Genomic DNA, 17,542 nt, shown 5'->3' on the forward strand with positions numbered 1-17,542 from the left:
CAGTCGTTATTTTCTACGCTGAACTTCCAGCCACCACTTATCCAGTTCAGCAGCAAAATGCTGTCGGTCGCGCGGTGAAAGCGTGTCCGGACCTCCGGTCTGGATCCCACTGGCACGGAGTGTATCCATAAAATCACGCATCATCAGACGTTCGCGGATGGTGGCTTCGGTATAGCGTTCGCCACGAGGATTCAGCGCCGCGGCCCCTTTTTCAATCACTTCAGAAGCCAGCGGTATATCCGCCGTTACCACCAAATCGCCTGCGCTACACTGGCGCACAATCTCGTTATCGGCAACATCAAACCCGGCAGGAACACGTAATGTACGGATAAAACGCGAAGGCGGCACGCGCAAACTCTGGTTGGCGACCAAAATCAGCGGCATCTGCATACGCTCTGAAGCCCGGTACAAAATATCTTTAATCACATTCGGACACGCATCCGCATCCACCCATATTGTCATAACACCTCCTGGTTCCTGTGCAATCTCACATTGTCTCGTGCTTTTACTTTCCGGCAAAGTGCTGTTTCTCCTTCTGAACATATCCATTCCGCGCTAAGCTTAACTTTCCCAGGTATACCCTAAGTAATTCAAAAGTATGACGGGTATAAAACAATGAATATCACGCATAGGGAGTGACAAGATGGACAAGAAAATTGGTTTTATCGGCTGCGGCAATATGGGCAAAGCCATTCTTGGAGGCATGATCGCCAGTGGTCAGGTTCTCCCCGGACAAATCTGGGTCTATACCCCCTCTCCTGATAAAGTCGCCGCATTACACGACCAGTACGGCATCAACGCCGCGCAGTCGGCGCAGGAAGTCGCCCAAATTGCCGATATTGTCTTTGGTGCTGTGAAACCCGGCATCATGGTTAAAGTGCTGAGCGAAATCACCTCCAGCCTGAACAAAGATTCACTGGTCGTCTCTATTGCCGCTGGCGTCACGCTCGATCAGCTTGCCCGCGCGCTGGGTCATGACCGTAAAATTATCCGCGCGATGCCCAACACACCGTCGCTGGTTAATGCGGGCATGACCTCCGTAACGCCAAACGCGCTGGTGACGCCGGAAGATACGGCTGACGTATTAAATATTTTCCGCTGCTTTGGCGAAGCTGAAGTGATTGCGGAATCGATGATTCACCCGGTCGTCGGCGTCAGCGGTTCTGCGCCGGCCTACGTGTTTATGTTTATTGAAGCGATGGCTGATGCGGCCGTCCAGGGCGGCATGCCCCGCGCGCAGGCGTATAAATTCGCCGCACAGGCGGTGATGGGGTCAGCAAAAATGGTTCTCGAAACAGGAAAACATCCTGGAGAACTGAAGGATATGGTGTGCTCACCAGGTGGAACAACCATTGAGGCCGTGCGCGTTCTGGAGGCCCGTGGTTTCCGTTCTTCAGTCATTGAAGCGATGGTTAAGTGCATGGAACAGTCGGAAAAACTAAGCAAATCCTGAGTGGGCAACCGGACGTCAGGCCGCCGCTTCAGTGCGGTTACGTCCGGAATTCTTTGCTTTATAAAGCGCCATATCCGCCGATTTCAGCCATTCTCGATAGTGTTCCGTTTCTGAAGTCAGCGGTGCGACGCCGACGCTGATACGCAGAGCAACCTGCGGAGCACAGGACAATCGCAATAGGCTGAGTCGTTCGTGGACACGAGACATGGCGGCGATGGCGCTGCTCGCCGGGGTACCGCACATAATCACAGCAAATTCATCGCCACCAAAACGCCCTATGACATCGCTGCCGCGCAGCGTCATCTGCAACTGACGCGTTAGCGCGACAATAGCCTCATCGCCAACGTCATGGCCCCAGGTATCGTTAATACTTTTGAAGTGGTCGATATCGATAATCAGTAACGTGGCGTCGCGCTGATAACGGCGGCAGTTATCAAATTCATTGCGCAGCAAAAGCTCCCAATGACGTCGGTTATACACACCGGTCATACCATCTCGCGTGCTCATCACCTGCAACCGACGCTTGTGCTCAGCCAGTTTGATGACCGTCTTATAGCTCACCCACGCAAACAGCAGCGGATACAACACCAACACCGGCAGCGACAACATCACACTCAGTTGCGTACTGCTAAACACCACGGGGATGTCCGTCAGTTGCAGGGTGACCAGACATGAGACAATCGTCAACACCAGACCGGCGATGAATAACCGTATTCCCCCTGCGCCCATCAGGTTGATACAGATAATCATCAGTAGGGCCGTCGACGGTAGCAGGTTTACCCCCATCAGCCCTATCCACATTCCGGTCAGAATCGCATCGGCTTTTAAGTTGGTGAATTCGCTATGCATCGGGTCATCTGCTTTGCCCGCCAACTGCCATGCCAGATGCGGCCAGACAAAAGCCCATCCTACCAATAAAAGCCACCAGCCTCCGGTGATCGGCTGAGACACCAGGACCGACGCGATAGGGAAAAACATCCCGCCCAATCCCACCGCGCGCGGCAGCCTGATCCGTCGGGCAAATCGCAGTCCGGAGCGCTGATGGTCATTTTGATGAAGCGATAAAACCGCTTCATTTGGGACGACCTTTTTTTGATAGAAACTTTCATCATTCATCGTATTTAGGAACATTCTGAAACAAATTTCCCAAATTATAGAAAGGAGGACGTGCGCGGGAGTATGATATTTCGGGTGAGCGAATTTCGCTGCTCACCCTTATGTACTACGCAATTACGCTGCTTTTTTCAGGCAGGCACTCATAAATTTATTGCGATCATCACCTTTCAGCGACTGTTCCGTTGCCTGAACATTACATTCACGCATCTTCTGTTGCTGTGGCGTCAGGCTTTTTTCCTCGGGGGCCGATTTACTGTTTTTCAGGCAATCACTCATATAGCTCTTACGCGCATCCCCTTTTAAGGTCTGCGCAGTGGCCTGCTGGTTACAGGTGGTCATTCGTTGTTGTTGCGGGGTTAGCGTTTTCTCGGCGGCGCCAACAGTCGCTAAAAAAAGCAGACCAAAAAGCAACGTCATGACTAATGATATTTTCATAGCACCTTCCTTTTCTGAACGACGAGACACAGATAAGTCTGGCTGCTAACGATAAAAAAACCACCCGACAGCAAAAGTAATGCCGCCGGGCGTGTACTTATTTCAGCCCTAAGGCCGATTTCATGGTGTAGAACAAATCGGTCTGGTCGGTCAGGCCAACCACATTCGCCGCATGCGGCCCATAGGCAGCAATACGCAGTTGGCTGCCCGTATGCTCCTGAGATTCTTCTTCAGAGTTGCCGTAGCTGATGACCATCACCGCGCCATCTTTGGTGTTCAGCGCCTGAGTCAGGCCCGGCGCTTTGGTATCTGGCGCCACTATCTGGCTGGCATGCGCGTGATCGGCGGTTACCACCACCAGCGTATTACCGTCTTTCTTCGCAAAGGCCAGCGCGCGCTGTACGGCTTCGTCCAGATCAACCGTTTCGCCAATCTGCCCGCACGGGTTAGCAGCATGATCCTGTTTATCGATTGACGCGCCTTCCACCTGCAGGAAGAAGCCTTTTTCATTTTTGCTTAACAGCTCAATCGCTTTATCCGTCATCTGTGCCAGCGTAGGCACCGTGTCGTTGCGTTTGGCATTTGGCGTACAGGTCACAGCCGGCTTATCAATGTTGCCATGATACGAGGCTTTTGGTCCTTCCCAACGCACCGGCATATTACCTTCAGAGAACAACCCCAGCAGCGGTTTATCCTGACTGGCGTCAGTGATTGCCGCAAGCGATGTTGCGTCGCTCACCAACTGATAGCCGCGCATCTGCGCCTGCTTACGCAGCGTCTTGCCCTGCCATTCACCCGCAGCAGCGGTTTCAGCAAACGTTTTTGCCCCGCCCCCCAGCGTGACGTCGGCACGGGCATTCAACAATTGTTCAGTGATTGACCCTTTACCGCCGTTTTCCAGCGCATTAGTCGGGCATTTTTCACGGGTCACGCTCGGACCGTAGCATTTACGTGACGTCACATGCGCAACCAGCGCAGCCGGAGTGGCATCCTGTAATTCAGCTGTAGAAACGTTGCCGGTAGCCAGACCTACGGCTTTTGCCATTTCCAGAATCGTGGCGTGATCTTTTTCATGGATATCAACGCCCAGCGCACCATTATAGGATTTCACCCCGGTGGTCCACGCCGTTGCCGAAGCCGCTGAATCTGTCACGTAATCGGGTTTACCCGTTTTCTTATCCAGCGAATAGTGGGTGTATTGTCCAGTCAGGGGTAGCGCATCAATCCCTTTAAAAAAGCCGCCCGCGCCTTCGGCATAATTTCGCGCTGCAGTAATTTCTGAGTCACCCATACCATCGCCGATCAGCAAAATAATATTTTTAGCCGGTTTATTAATCAGTGAATCACGCAGAGCGGCCGTTTGATCGCCGGCTAATCGGCGAGCGCCACCCGGCGTGGTGATATCCCCCTGAGCGGCGCGATTATCCATAACCGGCACAGCAGATGATTCTGCATAAATAACCGGGGTAAACAGCAAAGGTAACAGGGCAATAGCGAGTGCGCTTTGTTTCACTTTATTTTCTCCATGTATAAATACGGTAAAATTAAAACAAAGCGACTATAAGTATTTGATGTGACACTTTTATGATGATTCAACGTCGTGAGGCGCTACGCAAACCTCAATACGCTTTGGGTACCCTCTCGCCGACGTCATGCAAGGTTGTTAAACAGGCTGGCATGCGGCTTACGCCTGCCAGCGCGCCCTCAATATGACGAATCAGTGTTTGCTGCTCATGCGTCGCCATCGTATGCAGCATTTCCATGATAACGCGCTCTAAGGTTTCTACCTGAGCGGCGAGGTCCTGTGACTCTTCTTCTTTTTGGGCGAGCTTAAGTAACAACTCAGTGACGAGATTTTTCATTTGTGTATTCCCTTAACAAAATATGGGTCACGGTAGCATTATGGCTCCCAACTGCCTAGAGGATGAAAGTTGTATTTTTAGCAGAAATAAAACGTTTTGCGAAAACAATCACACCGCAAAATAAGATGAATTGGGAATTACGACAGAATTATTCAATATAAAAGGGTGAGAAGCTTAATAATCACCCAGTAATATAATACAAACTTATGGATAAACCCCGCTGACAGCCAACGGGGTTTATTCGCCATTCAGCGCGTGCGACGCCGACGTCGTAACGCGACAGCCAGTTGCCAAATGTTGATCAGCACAATGCTCGCGGTCGCGATAAACACCCAGCGAAAACCCGCCATGGCCGACACGGTGGCTCCCATTAACGGTCCGGCGACGTTGCCCAGATACATAAACGACTGGTTATAGCCAAAAATACGCCCGGTTACCTGGTCGCTGGAGTATTTCACCAGTAGCGTTTGCACGGCAGGAAGCATTGCGCCATCGGCAAAGCCTAGCAGGAAACGCAATACCCCCAACTGCAACGGCGTTGTGACCCAGGACATGGCGAAAAACAGCACCACGGCAAAGATAAGCGTCGCCATGAGGATCCGTTCAGTTCCCACCCGATCGCCTAATTTGCCCAACCGGGGGGCTGAAATCAGCGCCGATATGCCAGGCACCGAGGCAATCAGCCCGCTGAGAAAGGCAATATTGCCGCTGTCTGGCACCATCGATTTAATAAACAGTGCCAGAATGGGACCGATTGATCCGTTGCACAACTGGATAACCAGGGTAGTAAAAAACAGGCTGATCACCAGCGCCGGATAAGGCAGCGAGGCGAACACAGCCTTGCCGCTTAAGCGTTCACTTTTTTTAATCGTTGGGCGCACACCCTCTTTAATGAAGAATAGCGTGACCATGAAACTGACCACCAGCAGCCCGGCGGTAATACAAAATACCGCGCGCAAGCCCACATGGTCGGCAATAAAACCGCCCATCAGCGGCCCACCAATCACCCCGCTAATCTGTGCCGTAGAGAGCGTACTTAGCGCCCAACCGCTGCGCTCACGCGGAACCTGCGACGCCACTAACGCCATCGCATTGGGGATGTATCCCGACGTTAATCCCATCACACCACGCAGCAGGAAAAGCTGCCAGACATTAGTGGCAAAGGCCTGCAATAAAATCGCAATCGCCATCCCCAGCGAGGCGCGCAGCAGCATCAGCTTACGCCCTTTACGATCGGCTAAACTGCCCCACATCGGCGAAACAATGGCGGAAATCAGAAAGGTGACGCTAAACGTTAACCCGGACCACATCGACAGCGCTTCATGCGAGGTCACCCCAAGCTGGGAAACATAGAGCGGTAAAAAAGGCAGGATTTGGCTGATCGCCAGTCCGGTAAAAAAGCACCCGAACCAAACGGAAATAAGGTTAACTCTCCAGGATTCCATAGGGACTCATAACGATAAGTAGCTGAAAACTGCGAGCAGCTTAACAAATTACGTGTCCGGACAAGGGCCCAGAGGTGCGATACCTCACAGTTTAGTATTTTATCTCCCCGCTCATCATATTTGTGATATTCATCACACATAACCCCTATTTATTGCAGGGGAATATGCTTTGAGGCTCCAGCGCAGATTTGTGAGTTTCCTTTCCCTGGCGACGCACGAAAACATTCTGCCAGAAGCCGAGGAATCCTGCGTTTTGTCGTGGTAATGTATGTGCTTTGCATTCATGGAATGGGTTTTTAAGATGGCAAAGTTGCGGGTAGGAATCGTATTTGGTGGTAAATCAGCAGAACATGAAGTGTCATTGCAATCGGCAAAAAATATTGTCGATGCCATCGACAAGACTCGCTTTGATGTTGTGCTGTTAGGTATTGATAAAGAAGGGCAATGGCACGTCAGCGATGCCAGCAACTATCTACTTAATGCCAACGACCCGGCGCGTATTGCGCTGCGTCCTTCGGCAACCAGCCTGGCGCAGGTACCGGGAAAACAAGAACACCAGTTGATTGATGCGCACAACGGTCAGCCGCTGCAAACCGTCGATGTTATTTTCCCGATTGTGCACGGTACGTTGGGCGAAGATGGTTCCCTGCAAGGTATGCTGCGCGTGGCAAATCTCCCGTTCGTCGGTTCCGACGTGCTGGGCTCAGCGGCATGCATGGATAAAGACGTGACTAAACGTCTGCTGCGCGACGCCGGATTAAACATTGCCCCCTTTATTACGCTCACCCGCGCTAATCGTAATAGCATCAGCTTCGCAGAGGTTGAATCGCGCCTGGGCCTGCCGCTGTTCGTCAAGCCGGCTAATCAGGGCTCGTCCGTTGGGGTCAGCAAAGTCACCAACGAAGCTCAATATCACCAGGCCGTGGCGCTGGCATTTGAGTTCGACCATAAAGTGGTGGTGGAACAAGGGGTCGTTGGTCGTGAGATCGAATGCGCGGTGCTGGGGAACGATCATCCGCAGGCCAGCACCTGTGGCGAGATCGTTCTGAACAGCGATTTTTACGCCTATGACACCAAGTACATTGACGATAACGGTGCCAAAGTTGTGGTCCCGGCGGCCATTGCGCCGGAGATTAACGACAAGATCCGCGAGATAGCGATCCAGGCTTACCAGACGCTGGGTTGCGCTGGCATGGCACGCGTAGATGTGTTCTTAACCGCGGAAAATGACGTGGTGATCAACGAGATCAACACGCTACCGGGCTTCACCAATATCAGTATGTATCCAAAACTGTGGCAGGCGAGCGGCTTAGGTTATACCGATTTGATCACCCGTCTGATCGAACTGGCGCTGGAGCGTCACGCGGCAAACAGCGCGCTGAAAACCAGTATGTAACCCCCCGCCAGGGTGCCCGATAGCTATTGGGCATCCTGCGTTTCGTCATCTTCCGCGCGGCGGCGGATAATCAATCCGGCAAGCCAAAAGCTAATCACCCAGGTAACCAGCCCCACCGCATAGGTTTGCCACCCCTTCGCTTCAAATCCCAGTAATCCCACCACCCCGTTGAGAATAAAGATAAGCCCAATAGCAAACGCGTAGTAGTGCCAGTCGCGGCGAAGTTTTACAGGCAGGTTCATAACAGCTCCGGGGATCACAACGTTATAAAGACGCATCCTCGCACATTTCTCTCTGGCGGTCTGTGGCGTAGGCAGAATTTCTTAGATGTAATCTAATTTCACTTAAGGTTACATATTTGTGACGACAGGCAAAAAAACGAAATCCAGGAATAATCCCTGGCTGAAATTACCATCATTCTGATATTGACAATCCCGATCACCTGTCAGACTCACTGTCAGTTACTGGCATTACGTCAAGAAAAGCAGGTTGTTGCTGGAGGTCTTTATGGCTGATTTTACGCTCTCAAAATTCCCGTTTAAGGGCAAGCATCGGGATCCCTCCTCGCTGACCGGCAACATTGTCTATGCCGTCTTTGTGCTGTTTTGCTTTTGGGTCGGGGCGCAGGTATTAACCCTACTGGCTCACGCACCCGGTATTTATGAACAGCTAATGCAACTGCAAATGCAGGAGAGCGGACGCCCGCACATCGAGATCGGGTTGGGCGTAGGAACAATTTTTGGTTTGATTCCCTTCCTGGTCGGCGGTCTGATTCTTGGCACCATCGCAGCCGTGTTGCACTGGCGCCAACGCCATCACAAAGATGACTGACCCATACATTTTGCCCGTCGCTCATCCACCCGTTTCGCAAACCACGCGGTGGTCAGATTACGGGTAATCTTTGGACTTTCGAGCTGAATACCCGGCAGCATTTCGCGGGGTAAGGTTTTGCCCGTTTTCGCTTCCGCTAGCTTATACACGTTCTTGTACAACGCGGTCTCTTCAAACGCGAGGCTGTCACCTTTTTGCAACTGCCGATGGATATCACTCTCGCTCATGTCCAGCTTCCCGGCCAGCTTACGTACCGCCAGCTCTGTTTTGCCCGGATCGTTGCTGTCGTAGCGAATCAAATCACCGTCCAACGCCAGTTTCACGCCGCTGGCCTTAGTCACCGCGTTCTGGAAAGCCGCATTACGACTGGCGTACCAGCCCGCATTAAAATCAGCGAAACGGAAGATAGGCGCACTATAGTTCGCCGGGTAATTCAGCAAATGATAGGTCCCGAACCACAGCCCACCACGACGGGTGAAGACTTCCTGACGTACCGTCCCCGCCATTTTCCACGGATAGCCTGAAGCGTGTTGTTCAGCAAACGCGATGCTGACCTGCATCGGACCGCCTGTATGCACCGGATTAAGCGAACCGAATAGCGTCTGCCCCATCGGCACCATATTGATAAAATCATCAAAAATAGCGCTAAGCTGCTTTTCCGTTTTTACCGAATCCAGACGCTCGCTGTAGGTTTTCCCGGTCGGCGAGTTAATCTTCAGCGCGGTGTGCACCACAAACAGCGGAATATGCATGCGCTCAGCGCGGCGGTCGATCTCTTTCCAGGCTATTTTATTTAAGCCCGGTACCGCCGGGTCCGCCTGATAGTTAGACTCCTGCTGCGCTACCGCCAGCACCGAACAGACATTCTCAACCGTCGGTGCCAGCTTCTGGCTTTCAAACGTCCTGGCCAGATCCTGCGCCCAGGCGTCTCTGTCCTTCACGCTGGCCGGCATCTTCTGACGGACCACGCTCGCCACATCGACGGCTTTCTCCCCTTTTTTTAACGGCTGCGAAGACTGGCTACTGCATCCCACCAGCACCAACGCCGCCAGACAAGACCAGGGGTAAAGACGGGAAACCGTCGACATAACATCTCCTTTTGTTAGCTAAGCGTATGGGTTACGGCCTGAATATCCTGACCATCCAGCTCACGTTCGAAGCTGCGCAGACGCTTATAGATAGACATTAATTCCACTAACGTCGTCCAGGAGTTAATCAGATACTGGAACGATCCGCGCACCTGACCAAACACGTTGGTGATTTGCGTCATCAGACCGAGCGTAATCGTACCGGCAACAATTGACGGAAACAGCAGGAACAAACCGAAAACGTTATCCACCTGCAGGTAAAGAATACGGGCGATATTAAAGTACATATAGTGAAAATAGAGGCGGAAATAGTTCTGACGCACCGCGTGAAACAGCTCGCGCACGGTCGGCGGCGTTGCGCGATTAGCATCATCTTCGCCGTAGACCAGTTCTTTACGGTAAGCAGCTTCCACGCGCTGGTTTTTAAACTCCAGACCCGGGAGTTTGATCCCCACCACCGCCAGCAAGCCGGTGCCCATCAACGACCAGACAATGGCAGCAATCACCAGACCATAGGGAACATGGCCAACAATCGGCAGATCAGGGACATGCGCAGACAGCGTGACCAGCACCGGTAAGAAGGCAATCAGCGTCATAATCGCATTGATAAAACTGACGCCCATATCTTCCAGCGTAGAGGCGAAGCGCATGGTGTCTTCCTGCACACGCTGCGCGGCGCCTTCGATATGACGCAGATGCTGCCAGTGCGCCATATAATGTTCGTTCATCGCGGTACGCCAGCGGAACACGTAATGGCTGACGAAGAAATTGTTCATCACCCCAATTACCACGGCAATCAGCGCGATGCCAAGGAAGATCCCCACTTCATGATAGAACTGTTCAATCTTCACCTTATGAGGAGCGCTCAGTGCGGTTTGAATCAGGTCATAGAACGGCGCATACCAGGCGTTGACGGCAACCCCGACTTCAACCAGAAACCAGGTCACAAAGATAATCAGCGACGTGCCCAATATGGACCAATACTGCCAACGGTGTGGACAGTAGATAAACCAGAACGCGGCGAACAGGCCGACGCAGAGAAGGTAATATGCATAAAAAATCAGATAATCCAGCGACCAGAACCGGGCGGCGCTGATAGGCACATCACCCGATGCGCCGGTGATATGTGCAACCCAGGCTCCCCCACCTGCCTGCCAGAATACAACGGCGACCAGTGCCCAAATAAATGCCGAAATAAAGAACGGTCCCGGCTTTGGGAAAAAAGACGTAAACATAGTGCTCTCCTGCTAACTTCTTATCGTTATGACGACTGCTGTGCATTTGCCAGCGTGCAAACGATGGCAAGACGGCTAACGCCCAATAAACACATGCTGAAACCGACAATTGTGACCAGAACCGACGCGCTTAGTTCGCTACCGGCCCTGAAGAATTGTTTCTATGGTTTTCATACCTGACAGCGTTCCGGCATATTCAGATTATCGCAGCGTGAGATCACAAAAGCGAACATCCACTCCGGGGGAAAAGGTAACGTTTACTCATCGTTACGTTTTTCACACTATGATTGGCGTAATAGCACTTTGCAATATGCCGATGAGTAGTATAAATACGCATACGCACGTCATCCTTTTTTACTACCCCTAACTCATGGACACCACCGTTGAAACGTAGTCTGCTTTTTTCTGCCGCGCTGTGTGCGGCGTCATTGACATCTGTCCAGGCGGCACAGCCTATCACCGATCCGGTCTTCGCCTCTGATATCGTCGATCGTTACGCCGATCATATCTTCTACGGCAGCGGGGCGACGGGAATGGCGCTCGTGGTCATTGACGGTAATCAGCGTGTATTTCGCAGTTTTGGCGAAACACGCCCTGGCAATAATGTTCATCCGCAGCTGGATTCGGTGATCCGCATCGCCTCAATTACCAAATTGATGACCAGTGAAATGCTGGTCAAATTACTCGATCAGGGCACGGTAAAACTGAACGATCCATTGAGTAAATATGCACCGCCCGGTGCACGAGTCCCGACCTGGCAGGGAACGCCGATCACGCTGGTGAATCTGGCGACTCATACCAGCGCCCTACCCCGCGAGCAGCCAGGCGGTGCGGCAAAACGCCCGGTATTTGTCTGGCCAACGCGCGAGCAGCGCTGGAGTTACCTCTCTACCGCCACGCTGAAAGCTGCTCCCGGATCGCAGGCCTCCTACTCGAATCTGGCGTTCGATCTACTGGCCGATGCGCTGGCAGCCGCGTCCGGTAAGCCTTATCAACAGCTGTTTGAAGAGAAAATTACCCGACCGCTCGGGATGAAAGACACCACGTTTACGCCTTCACCCGATCAGTGCAAGCGCCTGATGGTCGCCGAAAAAGGGGCCAGCCCGTGTAACAATACGCTGGCGGCTATGGGCAGCGGCGGCGTCTATTCGACGCCTGGCGATATGATGCGCTGGATGCAGCAGTATCTCTCTTCAGACTTTTATCAGCGCAGCCAGCAGGCTGACCGGATGCAGACGCTGATTTATCAGCGTACACAGTTAACCAAAGTAATTGGCATGGACGTGCCAGGCAAAGCCGATGCGCTGGGCCTGGGCTGGGTCTATATGGCACCGAAAAATGGCCGCCCGGGGATTATTCAAAAAACCGGTGGGGGTGGTGGATTCATTACCTATATGGCGATGATCCCGCAGAAAAACGTAGGGGCCTTTATTGTGGTCACCCGTTCTCCGCTGACCCGATTTACCAATATGAGCGATGGTATCAACGATCTGGTGAGTGAGTTGAGCGGAAACAAACCCCAGGTTATCCCCGCATCCTGATTTAGTACTCAAAAGGCAAACGGTTAATATTCACCAGTTTGCCTTTATTCATTTCAATGTAGCCGCCTTTACGCAGTGCTGCGAGAACCTCTGCGACGACAGAGCGTGAAATACGTGTACGTTGGTGGATATAGTTCATAACGCCAATACGAGAACGCAGTAACTCATCCCATTTCATCATGGATATCAGCGTGGCACGGATTTGCTCATAGGAGTTATTGCCAATTAATTGCAGGTCGCGTAATTCAAGCATGCAGTGCTGCCATGCTAACCAGCTAAAGGCCTCGCGCCATAGCTGACATTGTTCAATAATATTAATCGTTTGGGACGCAGGCAGATAATAACCCGTACAGTAACCTTCTGTTATTAATCTATATTGAATATCTGTTTTCATCACACCATCAGCAAGTCCCATAATAAACGGTGCCTGTGTAATGCCAACCAGTATGGTTTCTCCTCGCCTCAGCGAGACAACCCCCTTTAAAATAACAAAAGTGTCGTTTTTATTTACATCACTGGAATATATTATTTGTTTTTCATTTTCATATTCAAAACGCTCGCCATATTTCGACAAACATTTATCCAGCTTACCAAATTCCAGAAAAGGCTTATCTACAGATAACATTTACGCATTCCTTGCATAAAAGCCCGTCAAATCCTTGACGGGCTTATTGGGATTAAAATACCGAGTCCTCTAATAGGAATTCTTACCAGGTATATTTAACGCCTGCATTCGCAGACCAGTCTTGATCGACATCACCACCGCCGAGGTAGCTGGCATCGGTATATGCGCTGAAGTTTTTGGTAAAGCTGAACTGAGTACCCAGTCCAACACGTACCGCAGAACCTTCTGTACCATTGTCGATGGAATCACCGTTGACGTTAGCATCGTTACCCGCATCGTCATAAACGTACGCCAGTTTGAAGTACGGAGTCAGCGCCTGGTCATCGCTGTAAGCGAAGGTATAACCGGCATCAACACCCAGTTCATAACGCATGCTGTCATAAGACTGACCGTCAACTTTCATGTCGTTGCTCAGCTTATAGTCATCACCAGACTGGAACAGACCGGATACGCTACCGTAAGGCGTCACGTAACCTGCGTCACCCAGTTTCAGGTCATAACCCAGTTTCAGACCGAAGCCCCAGGCATCAGAAGCACTGCTACCGTCAACGTACTGACCGTTGCTCATGTTAGCAGACAGATCGTTGTTGAAATGAGAGTAGTTCAAAGAACCATCAATAAAGAGGTTGTTTGCGAAGCGAGCAGAAGAGTAGATATAGGCAGTCTGGCTATCCTGATCCACCTGTCCGCTGTTATCGCTTACGTCACCTTTCGCAAAGCCCGCTGCGGCACCGACAATCCACTGTGCATTGTTACCGTCAACTTTGGTATCAAGGCCGACCATGATGCCGTTAACGTCCTGATCGTAGTTAATGGTGCCGTTGTCACCGTTGAAGCTGCCGCCGAAGTAGCTCACCCACGCGCCACCGTTATCCGCCAGACCGTGACGTGCATTGGTCAGACGCGTACCGACAGTATCCTGTTGCAGGTTCCAGATGTTGGTATTTGCAGACGGGATGCTCAGCGCCATGTTCGCGTAATCCGTCAGTTCCATCTGCTGCAGAACAACGGTGTTACCCTGCTGCTGCGCCTGATAAGTGTAAGCACCCAGGTCAGCTTTGTTTGCCGCAGAGAAGATGGCAGTGCTGTTGGTGTCGTTAACGTAGATCAGCTCGTTGCCTTTGTAATCAGCAACAGAACCAGCGCCAGTTGCATTATCGATGCGAACTTTATAGTTACCGGTTGCCGCTGCGACGTGGTCACCGTCGTTATCAACTTCAGACTGATCGCCTGATGTGTCGGAATCGCCGTTACCGTTGATAGTCAGATGACCATCAGAGTTCATCGCGATCACGCCATAACCGTAGTTAGACTGGGTCGTATCGTTGGTGCGATCGTTAGTCAGATCAGCATTCAGTACATAGTTGGTGCTGTTGATGTCGAAAACACCGGCATTGACATTGTTGTAAGCGTCGGTGTAACTGGTCAGGTTCAGTGTATCAACTTGCAGTGCATCGCCCGTGCTGTTGCCGACATCCAGAACACCGTTGTTGGTAACGTTAATGGTATTGGCATACAGCGCAGCACTACCTACACTCCAGCCAGCAGCAACATCATCAGCAATCGTTACGGTACTGTTGTCAATAGACAGCGTATCCGTCGCAACATGCCCATCTTCGTTGATGTTCAGTGCTGAAGCACCGGTCAGAGAGATGGTGTCAGAAATCAGCGTAGAATCACCCACGTTCACAACGGAACCGCTGTTGATGCTCAGAGTATCAATCAGAGAAGTTTTAGTGGTATCCCACTGTGAAGCGCCGTTCAGCGTGACGTTAAACAGACCGCTCTGGTAGACAGAGTTGCCAACCACATGACCATTTTCGTCATAAGAGGTCGTGTCACTATCGACACCGTAGGTTGAATCAGGCCACAGGCTGTTGGCGGTGATGTCGATCAGCGTAGCGGTAGCTTCAGTGCCCGCAGAGTAGCTGTCATAAACACCATCACCATCGGAATCCACCTGGTGTACGGACATTGCCGCACCAACCCACTTGCTGCCGTTGTTCAGGGTCAGATCCAGACGGTCAGTACCATCCCAACCGTTGGTATCCAGGTCGGCATCAGTATCACGGTAAGTATCTGCGCCGTTCGGGAAGAAGTTCTCATCAAAGTTGCTAGAGAACAGCACGTCACCCATCAGCGTAGAATTATTAAACGTGGCAGTGGTCTGCATCGCGTTATCTGCATTTGGATTTGCAATAACCGCTAATGCTACATCATTAGCGTTCCAACCGTTACCATTGTAGTCGCTCGCATTGCTGGTGTTGCCAAACCAGCCGGATGTTCCTTCATCAGACCATGAACCCGAGGTCAGGGTGGAATCGGTAACCGCGATGGTGTTGTTAAACACTTCGCTGCTGTTTACGCCGGTGCTGACGGTGTTATCGTCAATGTCCTGCCACTCATAACCCTGAGTCAGGGTAATACCCGCTACGTGAGAGTTGGCGGAGATAGACAGATCAACTTCTTGATCCAGAGTGATAGCCGTACCCAGGTTGTAAACATCTACAACGTGTGAATCAACTGCGTCATTATAGCTACCGTTGTAGGTATAATGTTCGTAATTGTCATCGATAGTTGAGTTGATAACGCTCATCGCCAGACGATCGTAGTAATAATCGGTACCACTACGGTTAGTACAATCCGTCGTCATACATTCGGACGTTACCATACCGTGAATAGTGCTGTTTTTAATCGTCAGACTATTGGTATTACTGTTAGTCGAAAGACCATCATCCAGATAGTAAGTCGAAATGACACCATTAACGGTGGAGTTATTAATTACTGGGTAAATATCACCGTTATAAATACTATCCGTGTCGTAGTTATTCCAGCCAACATATCCATCATAGTAAACACCATCGCTGTAGGAAGCATCATTGTAATGATTGAACGTGGTATAGGTAGTTCCAGAGATATCAGTTGAAGCATTCGCCTGAGAAGTGATTGCCAATGTGCAGGCTAATGCTAATTGTGAGACTACGAGTTTCTTTTTCCAAGTGTGCATTTGTCATCCCTCCTCAGGGACGTAATATAGTTGATCCATCAATTATTAATGCATAGTAAACATATTATGTTTCGCCGAAAGATTATGCGGCGTCATAGATAAAAGGTTCAATTATTCTTTACTTTAAGTCCGAATGCGGACAATAAACGAAATACAAACAAAAAAAGCATAAACCCTTTACTTTCAGTAAATTATGGAGAAATTAATAAATTAAACCATACAATACAATGATAATTAAAAACAAAACCACAAGGACAGCAAATAAACACACGCACAATGAAAGGTATTTAATTAACGATTAAACAAAATCAAACCCACAGCAAAACCTATTGATATTAAAAATGATAAATTCAATAAAGTATAAATAGCGCATATTAAACTTTTAAAAATACGGTACGCGGGTGTCACTCGCATAAGGCCAACTTTCGTAAAACACCCACACACAGGTTGAGGTATACTACGGCCTTCGATTCCACAAACATCAGGCATACCATGACAGACCTAATCCAACGCCCTCGCCGCCTGCGCAAATCCCCTGCGCTGCGCGCCATGTTTGAAGAGACAACACTCAGCTTAAATGACCTGGTGTTGCCGATCTTTGTTGAAGAAGAACTCGACGATTACAAAGCCATCGAGGCCATGCCCGGCGTGATGCGCATTCCAGAGAAACATCTGGCACGCGAAATCGAACGCATTGCCAACGCCGGTATCCGCTCGGTGATGACCTTTGGTATTTCCCACCATACCGATGACACCGGCAGCGATGCCTGGAAAGAAGACGGACTGGTGGCGCGCATGTCACGCATTTGCAAGCAAACCGTGCCGGAGATGATCGTCATGTCCGACACTTGCTTCTGCGAATATACTTCGCACGGTCACTGCGGCGTATTGTGTGACCACGGCGTAGATAACGATTTAACCCTCGCGAACCTCGGTAAACAGGCAGTGGTTGCCGCCGCGGCGGGTGCCGACTTTATCGCACCGTCCGCCGCCATGGACGGTCAGGTGCAGGCTATTCGCCAGGCGCTGGACGCCGCGGGCTTCACTGATACCGCGATCATGTCCTACTCCACCAAGTTCGCCTCCTCCTTCTACGGCCCATTCCGCGAAGCCGCGGGCACCGCGCTGAAAGGCGATCGTAAAACCTACCAGATGAACCCGATGAACCGTCGTGAAGCCATTCGCGAATCACTTCTGGACGAAGCCCAGGGTGCAGACTGCCTGATGGTGAAACCGGCCGGTGCATACCTGGATATTCTACGTGATATTCGCGAACGCACCGAACTGCCGATTGGCGCCTACCAGGTCAGCGGCGAATACGCGATGATCAAATTCGCTGCCCTGGCAGGGGCAATAGATGAAGAGAAAGTCGTGCTGGAAAGTTTAGGCTCGATCAAACGCGCAGGCGCGGATCTGATCTTCAGTTACTTTGCCCTGGATCTGGCTGAGAAAAAAATTCTGCGTTAATGACGCGGTGTTGCCGGATGGCGGCTTCGCCCTGTCCGGCC

At 51.1% G+C, this 17,542-nt stretch carries 16 protein-coding genes; 5 read left to right on the top strand and 11 right to left on the bottom strand.

Annotated features, from left to right (window positions below):
• Nucleotides 1-6: 6 nt before the first annotated feature.
• Nucleotides 7-462 carry a YaiI/YqxD family protein gene (locus tag FDX01_RS21350; protein WP_096758108.1) on the bottom strand — a complete coding sequence of 152 codons (456 nt, stop codon included), beginning with the start codon at nt 460-462 and terminating at the stop codon, nt 7-9.
• Nucleotides 463-643: 181 nt separating this feature from the next.
• On the opposite strand from FDX01_RS21350, the gene proC reads away from it, so the two are divergent.
• A complete protein-coding gene (proC, locus tag FDX01_RS21355; RefSeq protein WP_096758109.1) occupies nt 644-1,453 on the top strand; it encodes a pyrroline-5-carboxylate reductase in 810 nt (269 codons plus the stop codon).
• Between the two features lie 15 nt (nt 1,454-1,468).
• On the opposite strand, the gene adrA is transcribed toward proC, so the two are convergent.
• The 5 genes from adrA to FDX01_RS21380 all read right to left on the bottom strand — a co-directional run bounded on the left by adrA (nt 1,469) and on the right by FDX01_RS21380 (nt 6,311).
• Entirely contained in the window at nt 1,469-2,584 is a 1,116-nt protein-coding gene (adrA, locus tag FDX01_RS21360) for a diguanylate cyclase AdrA (RefSeq protein ID WP_115259256.1), read from the bottom strand.
• A 99-nt stretch (nt 2,585-2,683) separates the two neighbouring features.
• On the bottom strand, nt 2,684-3,004 hold the full coding sequence (gene psiF, locus FDX01_RS21365; RefSeq protein ID WP_096758111.1) for a phosphate starvation-inducible protein PsiF: 321 nt from the start codon (nt 3,002-3,004) through the stop codon (nt 2,684-2,686).
• A gap of 97 nt (nt 3,005-3,101) precedes the next feature.
• Nucleotides 3,102-4,517, bottom strand: a complete 1,416-nt coding sequence (gene phoA, locus FDX01_RS21370; protein ID WP_137400421.1) for an alkaline phosphatase — start codon at nt 4,515-4,517, stop codon at nt 3,102-3,104.
• 106 nt (nt 4,518-4,623) lie between these two features.
• Entirely contained in the window at nt 4,624-4,866 is a 243-nt protein-coding gene (locus FDX01_RS21375) for a sigma-S stabilization anti-adapter protein IraP (protein WP_096758113.1), read from the bottom strand.
• A 248-nt stretch (nt 4,867-5,114) separates the two neighbouring features.
• On the bottom strand, nt 5,115-6,311 hold the full coding sequence (locus tag FDX01_RS21380; RefSeq protein ID WP_096758114.1) for a multidrug efflux MFS transporter: 1,197 nt from the start codon (nt 6,309-6,311) through the stop codon (nt 5,115-5,117).
• Nucleotides 6,312-6,612: 301 nt separating this feature from the next.
• On the opposite strand from FDX01_RS21380, the gene ddlA reads away from it, so the two are divergent.
• Nucleotides 6,613-7,707 carry a D-alanine--D-alanine ligase gene (ddlA, locus tag FDX01_RS21385; RefSeq protein WP_137400422.1) on the top strand — a complete coding sequence of 365 codons (1,095 nt, stop codon included), beginning with the start codon at nt 6,613-6,615 and terminating at the stop codon, nt 7,705-7,707.
• A gap of 23 nt (nt 7,708-7,730) precedes the next feature.
• Here ddlA and FDX01_RS21390 read toward each other — a convergent pair whose 3' ends face one another.
• Nucleotides 7,731-7,949 carry a DUF2754 domain-containing protein gene (locus FDX01_RS21390; RefSeq protein WP_115259258.1) on the bottom strand — a complete coding sequence of 73 codons (219 nt, stop codon included), beginning with the start codon at nt 7,947-7,949 and terminating at the stop codon, nt 7,731-7,733.
• 265 nt (nt 7,950-8,214) lie between these two features.
• Between FDX01_RS21390 and FDX01_RS21395 the strand changes: the two genes are divergently transcribed.
• On the top strand, nt 8,215-8,538 hold the full coding sequence (locus FDX01_RS21395; protein WP_115259259.1) for a DUF2755 family protein: 324 nt from the start codon (nt 8,215-8,217) through the stop codon (nt 8,536-8,538).
• Here FDX01_RS21395 and FDX01_RS21400 read toward each other — a convergent pair.
• Nucleotides 8,523-9,626, bottom strand: coding sequence for a DUF1615 domain-containing protein (locus FDX01_RS21400; protein ID WP_096758117.1), 1,104 nt, complete (start codon nt 9,624-9,626; stop codon nt 8,523-8,525). The two genes, FDX01_RS21395 and FDX01_RS21400, sit on opposite strands and share 16 nt — an antisense overlap.
• A gap of 14 nt (nt 9,627-9,640) precedes the next feature.
• The gene (gene sbmA / locus FDX01_RS21405) at nt 9,641-10,861 is read right to left on the bottom strand and encodes a peptide antibiotic transporter SbmA (protein ID WP_096758118.1); all 1,221 of its coding nucleotides are present in this window, start codon (nt 10,859-10,861) and stop codon (nt 9,641-9,643) included.
• A 383-nt stretch (nt 10,862-11,244) separates the two neighbouring features.
• Here sbmA and ampH point away from each other — a divergent pair, with 383 nt between their 5' ends.
• Nucleotides 11,245-12,402: a D-alanyl-D-alanine-carboxypeptidase/endopeptidase AmpH gene (gene ampH, locus FDX01_RS21410; protein WP_096758119.1), complete on the top strand. Its 1,158-nt coding sequence runs from the start codon at nt 11,245-11,247 to the stop codon at nt 12,400-12,402.
• Between the two features lies 1 nt (nt 12,403).
• Here the strand turns inward: ampH and iprA are convergent, their stop codons facing one another.
• On the bottom strand, nt 12,404-13,027 hold the full coding sequence (gene iprA / locus FDX01_RS21415; RefSeq protein WP_137400423.1) for a hydrogen peroxide resistance inhibitor IprA: 624 nt from the start codon (nt 13,025-13,027) through the stop codon (nt 12,404-12,406).
• Nucleotides 13,028-13,109: 82 nt separating this feature from the next.
• Nucleotides 13,110-16,034: an autotransporter adhesin EhaB gene (ehaB, locus tag FDX01_RS21420; protein WP_137400424.1), complete on the bottom strand. Its 2,925-nt coding sequence runs from the start codon at nt 16,032-16,034 to the stop codon at nt 13,110-13,112.
• A 492-nt stretch (nt 16,035-16,526) separates the two neighbouring features.
• Here ehaB and hemB point away from each other — a divergent pair, with 492 nt between their 5' ends.
• Nucleotides 16,527-17,501: a porphobilinogen synthase gene (hemB, locus tag FDX01_RS21425; RefSeq protein ID WP_117342100.1), complete on the top strand. Its 975-nt coding sequence runs from the start codon at nt 16,527-16,529 to the stop codon at nt 17,499-17,501.
• The last annotated feature ends 41 nt before the right edge of the window (nt 17,502-17,542 follow it).

The organism is Citrobacter sp. wls613, assembly GCF_005281195.1.
Classification (GTDB): Bacteria; Pseudomonadota; Gammaproteobacteria; order Enterobacterales; family Enterobacteriaceae; genus Citrobacter; species Citrobacter gillenii.

Bases quoted from the DNA above. Each gene is read 5' to 3' on its own strand.
- FDX01_RS21350 (WP_096758108.1), bottom strand. From the start codon at position 462: ATGACAATATGGGTGGATGCGGATGCGTGTCCGAATGTGATTAAAGAT.
- proC (WP_096758109.1), top strand. From the start codon at position 644: ATGGACAAGAAAATTGGTTTTATCGGCTGCGGCAATATGGGCAAAGCC.
- adrA (WP_115259256.1), bottom strand. From the start codon at position 2,584: ATGTTCCTAAATACGATGAATGATGAAAGTTTCTATCAAAAAAAGGTC.
- psiF (WP_096758111.1), bottom strand. From the start codon at position 3,004: ATGAAAATATCATTAGTCATGACGTTGCTTTTTGGTCTGCTTTTTTTA.
- FDX01_RS21375 (WP_096758113.1), bottom strand. From the start codon at position 4,866: ATGAAAAATCTCGTCACTGAGTTGTTACTTAAGCTCGCCCAAAAAGAA.
- FDX01_RS21380 (WP_096758114.1), bottom strand. From the start codon at position 6,311: ATGGAATCCTGGAGAGTTAACCTTATTTCCGTTTGGTTCGGGTGCTTT.
- ddlA (WP_137400422.1), top strand. From the start codon at position 6,613: ATGGCAAAGTTGCGGGTAGGAATCGTATTTGGTGGTAAATCAGCAGAA.
- FDX01_RS21390 (WP_115259258.1), bottom strand. From the start codon at position 7,949: ATGAACCTGCCTGTAAAACTTCGCCGCGACTGGCACTACTACGCGTTT.
- FDX01_RS21395 (WP_115259259.1), top strand. From the start codon at position 8,215: ATGGCTGATTTTACGCTCTCAAAATTCCCGTTTAAGGGCAAGCATCGG.
- FDX01_RS21400 (WP_096758117.1), bottom strand. From the start codon at position 9,626: ATGTCGACGGTTTCCCGTCTTTACCCCTGGTCTTGTCTGGCGGCGTTG.
- sbmA (WP_096758118.1), bottom strand. From the start codon at position 10,861: ATGTTTACGTCTTTTTTCCCAAAGCCGGGACCGTTCTTTATTTCGGCA.
- iprA (WP_137400423.1), bottom strand. From the start codon at position 13,027: ATGTTATCTGTAGATAAGCCTTTTCTGGAATTTGGTAAGCTGGATAAA.
- ehaB (WP_137400424.1), bottom strand. From the start codon at position 16,034: ATGCACACTTGGAAAAAGAAACTCGTAGTCTCACAATTAGCATTAGCC.
- hemB (WP_117342100.1), top strand. From the start codon at position 16,527: ATGACAGACCTAATCCAACGCCCTCGCCGCCTGCGCAAATCCCCTGCG.